The sequence below is a fragment of the Mycobacterium sp. NGS15 genome (assembly GCF_059813245.1).
Map to the genome: position 1 here is coordinate 32,518 of NZ_JCALEF010000006.1, position 12,913 is coordinate 45,430.

Below are 12,913 nucleotides of genomic sequence, written 5' to 3' on the forward strand. Positions count from 1 at the left end.
GACGTCACACTCGCGGATCACACGTACCGCTACTGTGGTCAGACTGTGAGTGCCCCACGCGATGAACTGGTCTGGATCGACTGTGAAATGACCGGGCTCGACCTCGGTTCAGACAAACTGATCGAGATCGCCGCCCTCGTCACCGACGGCGACCTCAACATCCTCGGCGAGGGCGTTGACCTCGTCATTCACGCCGACGACGCGGCCCTGGCCGCAATGCCTCCGGTGGTCAAGGACATGCATGCCAAGTCCGGGCTCACCAATGAGGTCCGCGCGTCGACGGTCACCCTGGAAGAGGCCGAGGCGCTGGTACTCGACTACATCCGCCAGCACGTGCCCTCTGCCAAGGTGGCTCCCCTGGCCGGGAACTCCATTGCCACCGACCGCGGATTCATCGCACGGGATATGCCGGAGCTCGACAGCTTCCTGCATTACCGGATGATCGACGTCAGCTCCATCAAGGAGCTGTGCCGCCGCTGGTACCCGCGGATCTACTTCGGCCAGCCCGACAAGGGGCTGGCCCACCGGGCACTCGCCGACATCAAGGAGTCGATCCGCGAGCTGCGCTACTACCGGCGCGCCGCCTTCGTTCCCGACCCCGGGCCCTCTACCAGTGACCTTGTCGCGATCGTGGCGAACCTGGATAACACCGCGGATACCGATTCGGCCTAAGGCGCCCTCACCGGTTAAGATCTTTCACGCCGCTTCACGCGGTAATGGTGGCTGTAGTTCAGTTGGTAGAGCACCAGGTTGTGATCCTGGCTGTCGCGGGTTCGAGTCCCGTCAGCCACCCAGCTGAGACATCACCCCATCCGCGGCTATGCGGGTGGGGTGATGTTTGTTTCGTCTGGCAATCGGAGCCGATGGGCGTGCGCACGGGGTATCGAGGCCGGGATTGCGTGCGCGAAGTCAAAGATGCTGTTGGGATCGTAACGGTGTTTGATCTGAACCAATCTCGCATAGCTGTCGCGGTACAGCCGGTACGGCCGTGATTCGATGTCGGTGTTGGTCCAGTTGAGGTAGGCACCACTGGCATACGGCTGCACCAGATCGTAGAGGCCGCTGACCCATGAAATGCAGGCATCGTCGTCGCGCACGTCACTCCAGTCGGATCGGATGAGCATCAGCTGCTGCATATGTCCGTGGGCGAACGACTGAGTTCCCCGCTCGGCGGCAGCTGCAAGTTCTCCGCCACCGGGAAGACACCAAACAAATGAGTTGGCGGGCGCTTTGGTATGCCAGTCGCGAAGTATGCCCATGAGGTTCCGGTCGAGCGGTTGGTCAAAGAACGGCGACGCGGTCACCGCTCGCGTGCCGACGTCAAAGGACTCACCGCCGATCTTCTGCAGTAACGCCGCCATAGCGGCGACGAATGTGGTTGGTGCTATTTGCTTTTCACTCGGCGCCGGTACCACCTCACGTAGGGGACACAACAGATCTTCGAGCTGTTCGGGCGTACCCGGAAAGATGCCGGCCACATCGATGCGGTTCGTTGTCGTTGCCGGCCACATCACCAGCAGCGGCGTCAGGCGACTATCGGCGGCCGGAGCCCACTGCTGCCACGCCGCATAAACGTCCTCGAACTGACTCCATGGCCACGACAATCGGTACCAGACAGCATCAGATAGCGGTGTCATCCGCAGCGTGAAGTCGGTGAGGACGCCGAAATTGCCTCCACCGGCACCAAGACAGGCCCAGTACAGGTCCGGGTGACTGTCCGGCGTCACACTGTGGATCTGTCCTTGTGCGTCTACCAGGTCGAACGAGATTACGTTGTGAGCAAGGGCCCCCAGCCAGCGAGTCAGTCCGCCCAGTCCCCCGCCGGTGATCAAGCCTCCCATACCAACCGAATGACCAACCCCGCCCGGTATTACCCGGTCGATCCGACCGAGCACTTCATAGACATGGTGAAGATGCGCGCCCGGCCCCACCCTGGCTTGCGTGCCGTCAGAGCTGACGTCAACGGTATGTAGATCTCCGAGGTCGATAACGATGCCGTCCGCAATCCCGGAGAAGCCGTCCACTGAATGTCCACCCGAGCGGACCCGGAACGGTATTCCCCGCTCTTGCGCATCCAGCAGAGCCACAGCCACCTCGTCGGTGTTGGCCGGAAACACGATCTCCAGAGGGTCTGCGTGAAATCGCCGGTTCCATCCGCGGCATAGCACCTCGAACTCACTATCGGACCGAGTGATACGTCTTAGGGCACGAGCTGCTTGCATCGGATCCCCCTCACCGGGGTTGAAACCTATAAAACACATCGATCATGGCAGGCCACCAACCCGCACAGAACAAAACAAAAACAGGGCCGTCAACACACCCATGCACGGAGGAACACCCGACACCAGGTACTGCCGTCGTATACCCCAGCATCACAACGCCGCGATCAGGCAATTCAGGCAATCGCTACCTGGGATCGAGCGATCAAGATCGGTTTCAGGAAACGCCCGCTGTAGGTAATACGTTTCACGACGCGATCTACGGCAAACCAGCAGCCCCGAAAAGTACGTATCGGCAGTGACCGTTGTCAAAATTGCATAGCAAACCACCACCATTGACGGGCTCGGCGTTGGGGAATCTATGTTGCGCATGCTGGCATCGACAACACCTGAACACGCTGATCAATATTGGCGCTATGACCAGGCATATCAACAGTTGCCAATCTGGTTACGTCACGATCCAGTCTTTACCAACATCGGTATACGGAAACTGGTAACGCATGTCATACTCTTCGCGGGCTAACGCCCTCCCATTACTTCCACACCTGTTTCAAGGGGTACCAGTGACCGTGACAACCGCTAACGAGTCCACTCGGAATTTCACTCGCACTCGTAACGGGTACGACCCGATTGAGGTCAACGAGTACATCAGCCGGCTGACGATCATGCATCAGTCCGGACTGAACGACGTGGAGACGCTCAAGGCTCGTCTCGAGGAAACCACCAAGCAGGTCGCCTCCCTCAAGGACGAGGTATCGAACCTCAACGACACCTCCCCGTCGGCACACGCGATGACCGACCGGATGGCCAAGATGCTTCGCATCGCCGTCGACGAGGTCTCCGAGATGCAGAGCGAGGCACGCACCGAGTCGGCCGCCCTGGTCGCCGCAGCCAAGTCCGACGCCGAAGCCATGCGCACCAAGCACAAAGAAATGCTCGCCGATATGGCGGCCCGGCAGAGCGCGCTGGAGACCGAGTACACCGAGGTCATGGCGCGTGCACGCGAGGAAGCCAATCAGATTGTCGCCCAAGCGGTGAGCGAGTCCGAGCGGCTGCGCTCGGCGGAGGCAAAGCGGCGTGAAAAGGCCGAGAAGGAACTGGACGAAGAGCTAACCAAGCTGCGCACCGACACCCAATCGGCCGTCGACGAACAGCGGCGCAGCACCCAGGCCGAGTGCGAGAAGCGCCTCGCCGATGCCAGAGATGAGGCAGATCGCCGCCTGCGTCTGGCCGACGAGCAGATCGAGCGCCGCCTAGACCAGGCTCGCCGCTCGGTGGAAGAGGTTGGTCAGCAGCGCATCTCGATCCTGGAGCAGCTGATGAGCGTGCACGGAAAACTCGAAAGCATCCCGTCGATCTTGGAGTCCGCCTACCGCGACCGCGACAACTCCAAGTCGATCATCATGGTGCCGTCCAAGCGAGTGCTCGACCAGAAGGTCATCGAGGGGTAATACCCCCGGCTACTGCTGCCGGGTGTTTCCGGCCTTCCACTGCGACCACGGGATATTCCAGTCACCCAGGCCCTCGGTACCGGGTAGCACGGGGCCGACGGTGTTGGAAACGATCACAATGTCGCCACGTTTGGTGTTCTCGTAGAACCACTTTGCGTTCGCGGTGCTGACGTTCAAGCAGCCGTGGCTGGTGTTGGTGCGTCCCTGCGCACCGACCGACCACGGTGCGGCGTGTACGTAGATCCCGCTGTAGGACATCTGGGTGGCGTACTGCACCTTGGTGCGGTATCCGTCGGGCGAATTGACCGCGACGCCGTAGGTCGAGGAATCCATGATCAGATCCTTGAACCGCTCGCCGATGATGTAGGTGCCGTTGTTGGTGGGCGCCTTGTCCTTACCCATCGAGGTCGGCATCGTCTTGATGATCTCGCCGTTGCGCTCGACGTTGACGACTTTGTTGTTGTCATCGACGCGGCTGATGATCGCATCGCCGATGGAAAAACGGGATGTCACGTTGTCCTGCCCGAAGACGCCGTTGCCCAGGTCCACCCCATAGGTGTTGACCTTGACGTCAACCGATGTTCCGGGCTCCCAGAACGCCTCTGGGCGCCAACGCACTTCACGGTTGTTCAACCAATAGAACGCGCCCTCGACGGGCGGACTGGTGGTGATCTTGATGGCCTTCTCTGCGGCGGCCCGATTCGGAATGCTCTCGTCGAACCGGATGGCGACCGTCTGACCGATGCCGACCACCTCACCGTCGCCCGGCATGACGTACGGCATCGTCATGTTGTCTGGCGAATGGGTGCGGAACGTCGCATTGGTGCGGGCCACACCGCCGAGGCCTCGGGCATCGGCGGTCAGGGTGTACTGCTTGTCATAACCGAGCGGTTCGGTGGTCGACCAACTGACACCGTCCGGACCGACCTCGCCGGCGATCTCTTTGCCATCGGAGTTGACCATGGTGACGGTTCCGAGCACACCCTCGCCCGCGGTCACGGTCACCGGCGCATCGACCGGAACACCGACGGCTCCGTCCTTCACCGACATCGCCAACTTGGGCACCAGCAGATCGGCGTAAGGCGTTGCCTTGTCAATGACTTTCGGCGGTTCCTGGGACGCGGTGCCCGAGCATCCAGCCAGCACAGCCATTGCTACGAGCGGGAGAACAAGTACGGTTGCCCACCGCCGACGCGCGCCAACCAGAAGGCGTGGACGACCCTGGGTCATGCTTTGCTCCCTATTGAATCTTGATGCATGCCAATTCAGCCATGATTGTACGGGTTCGCGATGGTCGGCGACGACCTCAAATCAACGCGACCGGGCTATCGCCGAGGTGACAATTTTCGTTACGGGCGCCGAGGCTGCTAAGGTCTTCCACGCACGTTCACGCGCCGTTAGCTCAGTTGGTAGAGCAGCTGACTCTTAATCAGCGGGTCCGGGGTTCGAGCCCCTGACGGCGCACCATCAGAGACGCCTCGTTCCCAAGATTGGGAGCGAGGCGTTTCTGTTACCGGCGGATCCCGGGGAATACTCGGCGACGGCCCGTGTTGGGTTGACCGTGACGGTTCCCCACGTAGTCCCCCATGTGACCCTCAATTCCGGTACCACGATTCCCCAGCTGGGCTTCGGGGTCTGGCAGGTGCCCAGTGATGACGCCCAGGAGGCCGTCGCGACCGCCCTGCAGGTCGGATATCGCAGCATCGACACCGCGAAGGTGTATGAGAACGAAGAGGGCACTGGTGCCGCCATCGCAGAGTCCGGGGTTCCTCGTGGCGATATCTTCCTGACCACGAAGCTGTGGAACTCCGACCAGGGCTATGACAGCACGCTGCGTGCGTTTGACGCCTCTCTGGCGCGCCTGGGCACCGATTACGTGGACCTGTATCTCATCCACTGGCCGGTTCCTGAGCTCGACGAATACGTGGCGAGCTTCAAGGCCTTGCAGCGCATTCAGGCCGACGGCCGCGCCAAGGCCATCGGGGTCAGCAATTTCACCGTCGAGGATCTGAAGCGACTGATCGACGAGACCGGAGAAGTGCCTGCCCTCAACCAGATCGAGCTGCATCCCCGGTTCACCCAGGCCGAGCTGCGCGCCTTCCATGACGAGTACGGCATTGCCACCGAGGCGTGGTCGCCGCTCGGTCAGGGCACCATCCTGGATGACCCGACGATCGGCGCCATCGCCGAGACCCACGGGGTAAGCGCTGCCCAAGTGATCCTGCGCTGGCATCTTCAGCTGGGCAACGTTGTCATCCCCAAATCGGTGACACCGGCGCGCATCGCGGCCAACTTCGAGGTGCTCGGATTCGAACTCGCCGCCGACGAGGTAGAGCGCATCACCGGGCTCGATGTCGCCGACGGCCGCATCGGACCGGATCCCGCGACGTTCAACCTGCGCTAACGCGCATCACCGCACGATGTAGTGGCTCTCCTCGGGCGATGCGAGCATGCGCTCCATGGTCTTTCGATCAAAGGGCCACAGATCCACAGATCCGTCTTCGGTGAGATACCAGGAGTTGCAGCCAGTGGCCCACACCGTGGGTTTCATCGCCTCGCGCGCCTGGTCGTTGAAGTCATCGGTGGCCTCTCGGCTCACTTCCACCGTGGTGATCTCGCCACGGGCGAAGCGGTGCAGCCAGCTGATGATGTATTCAGCGGTGCGCTCGGCCGTGTGCTGAAGCCAGATCGATCCGGTCGGCGAGTTGGGGCCCAGCACGGTGAAGAAGTTCGGGAAGCCGGGGATGGCGGTCATCCGGTAGGCCTTGGGGCCCTTCTCCCACGCCTCGTCGATGGAATATCCGTCCTTGCCAACGAGATTCATGGGGCGCATGTAATTGTGCGCCTGGAATCCGGTGGCCAGCACAATCACGTCGAAATCGCGTTCGACACCGTCCGTCGTCACGATTCCGGTGGGCGTGATTCTGTCGATGCGGTCGGTGACGATCTCGACATTCGGCTTCTGGACAGCACGATGGAACGACCCCGACAAGACCTGCCGCTTACACAGCGGCTCATAGTCCGGGGTGAGTTTGCGACGCAACTCCTTGTCGCGAATCAAGTGCAGGCACGCCCGCGCATACTGCTGCACCAGACGGCGCCCCCAACTGGGCCTGGTCACGATGTTCACCAGGGCATCGGTGCCCGTCAGCGCGCTGAACCGCACAATGCGTTCGGTGGGCAGGGCCTCCAGCACCTTGGCGACGAACTTCGGCTGCCGCATCGACATCGGCGCCCACAGCACCCATTGCGGGGTGCGGATGAATGACGTCACCTGTTTGACGATGGGTTGCATCGCCGAAACCACCTGCACGCCGGTGGAACCCGTTCCGATGGCGGCGACGCGTTTGCCTTCCAGCACCACCGAATCATCCCAGCGCGCGGTGTGCACCACCTTGCCCTGGAAGCTGTCAAGGCCGGGAATGTCAGGAATGTTCGGGTGGTGCAGCACGCCGGTGGCAGCGATCAGGAAATCGCACTCCAGCGTCTCCCCCACCGCAGTGGTGACCCGCCAGCCCGCGCCGGTGAACTCCGCCGCCGTGACTTCCCGCCCGCACCGAATATGCGACATCACACCGAGATCCTCGGCGACCTGGCGGTGGTATGCCTGGATCTCTCCACCCGTGGCGAAGAGCCGCGGCCAGTCCGTCCGTGGCGCGAACGGGTATTGGTAGGCCTGCGAGGGCACGTCGCAGGTCAGTCCCGGATAGCGGTTCCAGTACCAGACACCGCCGACGTCATCACCCTTCTCCAGGATGGTGAAATCGTCGAAGCCAGCTTCTTTAAGCTTGTGTCCCACCGCGATTCCGGCCATGCCGGCGCCGACGACGACGACCTTGGGCTGGCGCCGGTCGCTCACTTCTGGTGCTCCTGGCTCTGACGCTCGATGCGCTCGATGTAGGCACCACGAGCGTTCAGATCCAGCGACGTCAATGCCCGGCGATCATCGATGAGTCGGCGGCCAAGTCGCTCAACCGGTTCGGGCACAAACAGATCCACCAGTCCCCACACGAACGCGAGCCAGCCCGGCACCGAGATCTGCGCACGGCGGGTGTCGACGCTGCGCACGATCGCGGCGGCCACGTCCTCCGGGTCGACGGTCGGCATGCCCTTGCCCAGCGGCGCGCCGGAGGCCAGCTCGGTCCGAACCGCGCTCGGCAGTACGGAGCTGATGCTGACGCCGCTGTCGCCGTACTCCTTGCGTAGAGCCACCGAAAGTCCCACCGCACCGAACTTGGACGCGTTGTAGGTAACCATGCCGGGAACGGCGAGCTTGCCGGCCATCGACGCCACGTTGACGATGTGTCCGCGTCCGCGCGCCACCATCTCCGGCAACGCGGCCCGCGCGCCGTTGAGCGGGCCACGCACGTTCACATCGAGAATCAGATCGGTGGTGCGCTCGTTCTCCTCGACGAATCCGCCCAGCGGCATGACGCCGGCGTTGTTGATCAGGATGTCGACAGGGCCGGACTCGGCACGCACCCGATCAAGAAACAGGGCCCAGGACTCGGGCTTGGTGACATCGAGGGCGCCCGCCTGCGCACGCGGGATCGTGCTCGCGGTCTCTTTGGCAATCACATCATCGACATCACCGATCCAGACCTCGGCACCTTTATCAGCGAAGAGGCGCGCGGTGGCGGCACCGATTCCCCTGGCTCCACCGGTGATGACGACCACCGCGCCGGGTAGCTCAATCTTCGGATAACGACTCACATCAACCTCCAGCAGAATGGCTTGTCAGTTTCGGAATGATATGTCATTCTCCATGAGTGTCAAGGTCGGTAGGATCGCCGCTTATGACGTCCAGCCCGTCCACACTCAGTCGCGCCGAGCGCAAGAAACTCGAGATGCGCCAAGAGATTCTGGACGCCGCCTTTGCCTGCTTCGCCGAGCACGGGTACCACGCGACGGGTGTCGCGGATATCGCCGGGCGGATCGGGATCGGCCATGGGACCTTCTACCGGTACTTCAAGAGCAAGCGGGACATCATCGAGCATGTCATCGACGACGTCACCGGGCAGATCTTTCGCGCGATCAGCGCGGAGAACGCCGCGGGGCTCGCCGACGATATCGAGCAGTACCGCCAGCAGTCGGTGCGCATCGGTGCCGCCCTGGCGGACCTGTTCCGGGACAACCCCCAGTTGCCGCTGCTTCTGCTGGAGGCGGGCTCTGTCGACAATGAGCTCCGCGAGCGCGTCTTCGGCATGCTCTCCACAAGTGATCAACTGACCGAGGCCTACCTGCGCCACGGGGTTGAAAAAGGCTATCTGCGAGCCGATCTCGATACGGAGTACACGGCCCGAGCGGTCACCGGGATGATTCTGGCCACCGGCTTGCACGCCTCACGGGGCGGCGAGGTGCAGGACAGCGAGCGATTCTCGGCCGCCATCATCGCTCTCATGTACGGCGGAATCGGCTCCTAACCATCCAACTCGCGACACCGCCGGAGGGCACCGGCAGGCCGACCCCCTAACCTTGCTGTCATGGCCGCAGTGAGCAAGGTGTTCGCAGCCAGGCTCTCAGGCCTGGTGGTTCTCGGCCCGGACGGCGAGTCGATCGGACGGGTGCGCGATGTCGTGATCGCGATCGGCGTTACCCGAAAACAGCCGCGGGTCATCGGTCTTGTCGTCGAAATGCTCACGCGCCGAAGGATCTTCGTACCCATGCTGCGCGTCACCGCCATCGAGCCCGGATCGGTGACGCTGAACACCGGAAACGTCTCACTACGCCGTTTCGAACAACGCCCCAGCGAGGCGTTGGTGCTCGGACAGGTTCTTGATACCACCGTGCGCACCGATGATCCGGAGCTCGATCAGTTCCATGGTGTCGATCTCACCGTCGTGGACCTGGGCCTCGAACAGACACGCACCCGCGACTGGGTGGTCACCCGCGTGGCCGTACGGAGCCCGCGGCGGCTGGGGCGGCGCAGCGGCGTGCAGGTCACCGGATGGAATCACATCCACGGGTTGACACCGTCCGCGCTGAACCTGCCCGGGCAGGGTGTCGCGCAGCTGATGCTGCAGTTCGAGGGCATGCGGCCGGTCGAGGTGGCCGATGCCATCCGTGAACTACCGCCCAAGCGACGCGACGAGGTATTGGGCGCGTTCGACGACGAACGGCTGGCCGACATCCTCCAGGAGCTTCCCGAGGATGATCAGGCCGATGTGCTGACCAAGCTGGAAGATGAACGCGCCGCGGACGTGCTGGAGGCCATGGACCCCGACGACGCCGCCGACCTGCTGGGGGAACTGCCACCCGCAGAGGCCGAATCACTTCTGGCGCTCATGGATCCGGAGGATTCCGAACCCGTCCGGCGGCTGCTCACCCACTCCCCCAACACCGCCGGCGGCATGATGACCCCGGAGCCGGTGATCCTGAGCCCGAATACCACGGTTGCCGAAGCCCTTGCCCGCGTGCGCGATCCGGATCTGACGCCGGCGCTGTCCTCTTTGGTATTCGTGGTCAGGCCACCCACCGCGACGCCCACCGGCCGCTACCTCGGATGTGTGCACCTGCAGCGGCTGCTGCGTGAACCCCCCTATGCGATCGTCGGCGGCATTCTCGACACCGACCTTCCATATCTGGATGCCGAGGCGCCGTTGGCCGAGGTAACTCGCTATTTCGCCGCCTACAACCTGGTGTGCGGGCCCGTGATCGACAGGGAGAACCACTTGCTCGGCGCCGTTACGGTCGACGACGTGCTGGATCACCTGATGCCCGACGGCTGGCGTGCCGACGAACCTGAGAGCGTGTCCGGAGGTGACCGCGCGTGAGCGACACCTCGGCACGACAACGGCTCGATACCCCGCGCACATCCCGCGGGCTGTCCCTCGGACTCGATGTCGAAGCGGTCGGCAGGGTCAGCGAGAACATCGCCCGGTTCCTGGGCACGGGACGCTACCTCGCCATGCAGACGGTGTTCGTCATCGTGTGGATCATCCTGAATCTCTCCGCGGTGACCCTGCAATGGGATCCGTACCCGTTCATTCTTCTGAACCTCGCGTTCTCCACCCAGGCTGCCTACGCCGCGCCACTGATTCTGTTGGCCCAGAACCGCCAAGAGAATCGCGACCGGGTGTCGCTGGAAGAAGACAGGCGGCGGGCCGAACAGACCAAGGCCGATACCGAATACCTGGCGCGGGAGCTGGCGGCACTGCGGCTCGCGGTGGGCGAGGTCACCACCCGCGACTACCTGCGGCGCGAGCTTGAAGAGCTCCACGAGGCCATCGCGGCGCTTCGCGAGAAGTAAAACGAGTAAACCCTATTTGGGTGTCACGATGCCGTTGTCATAGGCATACACAATGGCCGCGGCCCGATCTCGTAGATCGAGTTTGACGAAGATGCGTCCGATGTGACTCTTGACCGTGACCTCGGAAATCACCAGCTGCCCGGCGATTTCGGAGTTGGTGGCGCCGGAAGCGATGAGCGCCAACACATCCAGCTCCCGGACGGTGAGCTTCCCCTCAGCATGACCGGAAGCGGTAGCCGGCGCACGCCGATAGGCACTGAGCACACGCGATGTCACTGCCGGATCCAGATATGCCTCGCCACGGGCGACGGCATGTACGGCGCGGACCAGCTCCTCGGCAGGGGAATCCTTGAGGATGAAGCCCGCAGCGCCGGCGCGAAGGGCCCCGGAGAGCAGCTCGTCATCGTCAAATGTGGTGAGTGCCAATGCCGGCGGCCCATCAGCGACATGAAGTAATCGAATTGCCTCGATACCGCTCATCCGCTTCATACGCAGGTCCATGACAACCACGTCGGGCCGCACCTGTGTCACCGCCGCCGCTACCTCGCTGCCGTCGGCACACTCCCCCACAATCGAGAATCCGTCCTTGCGACGCAGAATCCGGCGCAACCCCGTGCGTACCAGCTCCTGATCGTCGACCAGCAGCACGCCCACTTCGGTGTCAGTCATGGCGCCACCCGACTTTCCCTGCCTTGCGGCGTTGACGGCACGACGCCCCGGTGGACTGCAAGGGCACCGTCGCGGACACCGTCCAACCGCCTCCCTCTCGCCCGGCGCGGAACTCACCGCCCAGCACCTCGATCCGTTGACGCATACCCAACAACCCACCGCCGGCGCCGGAATCCGGACGAATCGCCCGGGCCACGTCGTTACTCACGGTCAGCGTCGCCGCAGACCCGTTGATATCGAGGTGCACGGCGGCCGATGATTCGGGGGAATGTTTGGCGATGTTGGCTAGTGATTCCTGTGCCACCCGGTAGAGCGCCAGACCAACACCCGCACTCACGGACTCACCGGGGTCGTCGATACGTGACTGCACCGCCATTCCCGCGGCGGTGAAGTCTGCGACCAAGTCGGGGATATCGGCGATACCGGGTTCGGGGGTCAACCGCAGCGGCTCGATGCCACCGGGACCGGCGCTCAGGAGTCCGACCGTGCCCCGTATATCCGACATCGCCTGACGCCCAAGACGTTCTGCATCAACCAAACCCGCGACGGCATCATCCACGTCATGGTCCTCCTGCAACGCCCGTCTCGCGCCGGTCAGATGCAGCATGGTCACAGACAGGGAATGCGCTATCACATCGTGGATTTCACGCGCAATGCGACGCCGTTCATCGGAGGCGGCCTGCTCCTGCATGCGGGACTGCTGTGCGCGTTCCTGGAGAAGCAGCCTTTGTTGCAGCTGCAGGATGTGGCCGATCAACCAACCACAGACCACGAAGAACACGTTGTAGAGCGAAAAAGTACCCAGGTGGTGCAACTGCTCAGCCACCACCAGCAGCACGATCGAGGCGCCGCAGGCCAACAGCCCGGCGCGCACCGATGCGAGTGCACCGATCTCCCCGATCATGAACATCAGCAGGAAGGGTGCCGCATCCACGACATTCGGAGGCCAGCTGAGAAACAGCGCCACCCCAGCCAGGCTGCAGGCCACGGTCAGAAATGTGTTCAGCTTGTAGCCGCCGAAGACGAAGACCAGGATCGGCGCCAGGGCCGCCAGGCTCGCCAGCGCCAGCAGCCAGGGCTGGGTGAAACCTCTTTGCGCGACAGCGCACCCCACGATGAGCAACGTGCTGCCGTACATGACAACAGGCACCGTCCAGGGAAACTCGTACGGCACCAAGGACCGGCGGCGCTCGGTTATCTCACGGAGCCAATCCATAGTGCCAGCGTAGAGGCGGTCCGCCCCGTACACATCATGCTCGGCGCGGATCCGCGTGTCCTACCACGGTAGGAGGGCAAGTCTCGCCCACAGCACGACGACGGCGCCG

12 protein-coding genes and 2 tRNA genes are annotated in these 12,913 nt (G+C 63.0%); 8 read left to right on the forward strand and 6 right to left on the reverse strand.

Features of this window, described 5'->3' with window-relative positions; genetic code table 11:
- The first annotated feature begins 45 nt into the window (after positions 1-45).
- Both orn and AC5Y5C_RS17790 read left to right on the forward strand, forming a co-directional pair.
- Positions 46-672, forward strand: a complete 627-nt coding sequence (orn, locus tag AC5Y5C_RS17785; protein WP_499974759.1) for an oligoribonuclease — start codon at positions 46-48, stop codon at positions 670-672.
- Between the two features lie 47 nt (positions 673-719).
- Positions 720-792, forward strand: a tRNA-His gene (locus AC5Y5C_RS17790).
- A 26-nt stretch (positions 793-818) separates the two neighbouring features.
- On the opposite strand, the gene AC5Y5C_RS17795 is transcribed toward AC5Y5C_RS17790, so the two are convergent.
- Positions 819-2,222, reverse strand: coding sequence for an FAD-binding oxidoreductase (locus tag AC5Y5C_RS17795; protein WP_499974762.1), 1,404 nt, complete (start codon positions 2,220-2,222; stop codon positions 819-821).
- A 560-nt stretch (positions 2,223-2,782) separates the two neighbouring features.
- Here AC5Y5C_RS17795 and AC5Y5C_RS17800 point away from each other — a divergent pair.
- Complete coding sequence (locus AC5Y5C_RS17800) at positions 2,783-3,670, forward strand: DivIVA domain-containing protein (RefSeq protein ID WP_499974764.1); 888 nt, start codon at positions 2,783-2,785, stop codon at positions 3,668-3,670.
- A 9-nt stretch (positions 3,671-3,679) separates the two neighbouring features.
- Here the strand turns inward: AC5Y5C_RS17800 and AC5Y5C_RS17805 are convergent, their stop codons facing one another.
- Positions 3,680-4,900: a L,D-transpeptidase gene (locus tag AC5Y5C_RS17805; protein WP_499974766.1), complete on the reverse strand. Its 1,221-nt coding sequence runs from the start codon at positions 4,898-4,900 to the stop codon at positions 3,680-3,682.
- Between the two features lie 161 nt (positions 4,901-5,061).
- Here AC5Y5C_RS17805 and AC5Y5C_RS17810 point away from each other — a divergent pair.
- Both AC5Y5C_RS17810 and AC5Y5C_RS17815 read left to right on the forward strand, forming a co-directional pair.
- Positions 5,062-5,137, forward strand: a tRNA-Lys gene (locus tag AC5Y5C_RS17810).
- A gap of 121 nt (positions 5,138-5,258) precedes the next feature.
- Positions 5,259-6,074 carry an aldo/keto reductase gene (locus AC5Y5C_RS17815; protein ID WP_499975997.1) on the forward strand — a complete coding sequence of 272 codons (816 nt, stop codon included), beginning with the start codon at positions 5,259-5,261 and terminating at the stop codon, positions 6,072-6,074.
- A gap of 6 nt (positions 6,075-6,080) precedes the next feature.
- On the opposite strand, the gene AC5Y5C_RS17820 is transcribed toward AC5Y5C_RS17815, so the two are convergent.
- Positions 6,081-7,529, reverse strand: coding sequence for a flavin-containing monooxygenase (locus AC5Y5C_RS17820; RefSeq protein ID WP_499974768.1), 1,449 nt, complete (start codon positions 7,527-7,529; stop codon positions 6,081-6,083).
- Complete coding sequence (locus tag AC5Y5C_RS17825) at positions 7,526-8,383, reverse strand: SDR family oxidoreductase (protein ID WP_499974769.1); 858 nt, start codon at positions 8,381-8,383, stop codon at positions 7,526-7,528. The genes AC5Y5C_RS17820 and AC5Y5C_RS17825 overlap by 4 nt, the downstream gene beginning before the upstream one ends.
- 83 nt (positions 8,384-8,466) lie before the next feature.
- Here AC5Y5C_RS17825 and AC5Y5C_RS17830 point away from each other — a divergent pair, with 83 nt between their 5' ends.
- Genes AC5Y5C_RS17830 through AC5Y5C_RS17840 form a run of 3 tightly spaced genes read left to right on the forward strand, consistent with a single transcriptional unit; the run spans position 8,467 to position 10,919 of the window.
- On the forward strand, positions 8,467-9,093 hold the full coding sequence (locus tag AC5Y5C_RS17830; RefSeq protein ID WP_499974771.1) for a TetR/AcrR family transcriptional regulator: 627 nt from the start codon (positions 8,467-8,469) through the stop codon (positions 9,091-9,093).
- 60 nt (positions 9,094-9,153) lie between these two features.
- Positions 9,154-10,443 carry a magnesium transporter MgtE N-terminal domain-containing protein gene (locus AC5Y5C_RS17835; protein ID WP_499974773.1) on the forward strand — a complete coding sequence of 430 codons (1,290 nt, stop codon included), beginning with the start codon at positions 9,154-9,156 and terminating at the stop codon, positions 10,441-10,443.
- Positions 10,440-10,919, forward strand: a complete 480-nt coding sequence (locus AC5Y5C_RS17840; RefSeq protein ID WP_499974775.1) for a DUF1003 domain-containing protein — start codon at positions 10,440-10,442, stop codon at positions 10,917-10,919. The genes AC5Y5C_RS17835 and AC5Y5C_RS17840 overlap by 4 nt, the downstream gene beginning before the upstream one ends.
- Positions 10,920-10,931: 12 nt before the next feature.
- Here AC5Y5C_RS17840 and AC5Y5C_RS17845 read toward each other — a convergent pair whose 3' ends face one another.
- Entirely contained in the window at positions 10,932-11,588 is a 657-nt protein-coding gene (locus AC5Y5C_RS17845; RefSeq protein ID WP_499974778.1) for a response regulator, read from the reverse strand.
- Entirely contained in the window at positions 11,581-12,804 is a 1,224-nt protein-coding gene (locus AC5Y5C_RS17850) for a sensor histidine kinase (protein WP_499974782.1), read from the reverse strand. Before AC5Y5C_RS17850 ends, AC5Y5C_RS17845 begins: the two co-directional genes overlap by 8 nt.
- Positions 12,805-12,913 lie beyond the last annotated feature (109 nt).

Bases quoted from the DNA above. Each gene is read 5' to 3' on its own strand.
- AC5Y5C_RS17830 (WP_499974771.1), top strand. From the start codon at position 8,467: ATGACGTCCAGCCCGTCCACACTCAGTCGCGCCGAGCGCAAGAAACTC.
- AC5Y5C_RS17850 (WP_499974782.1), bottom strand. From the start codon at position 12,804: ATGGATTGGCTCCGTGAGATAACCGAGCGCCGCCGGTCCTTGGTGCCG.
- AC5Y5C_RS17805 (WP_499974766.1), bottom strand. From the start codon at position 4,900: ATGACCCAGGGTCGTCCACGCCTTCTGGTTGGCGCGCGTCGGCGGTGG.
- AC5Y5C_RS17845 (WP_499974778.1), bottom strand. From the start codon at position 11,588: ATGACTGACACCGAAGTGGGCGTGCTGCTGGTCGACGATCAGGAGCTG.
- AC5Y5C_RS17795 (WP_499974762.1), bottom strand. From the start codon at position 2,222: ATGCAAGCAGCTCGTGCCCTAAGACGTATCACTCGGTCCGATAGTGAG.
- AC5Y5C_RS17835 (WP_499974773.1), top strand. From the start codon at position 9,154: ATGGCCGCAGTGAGCAAGGTGTTCGCAGCCAGGCTCTCAGGCCTGGTG.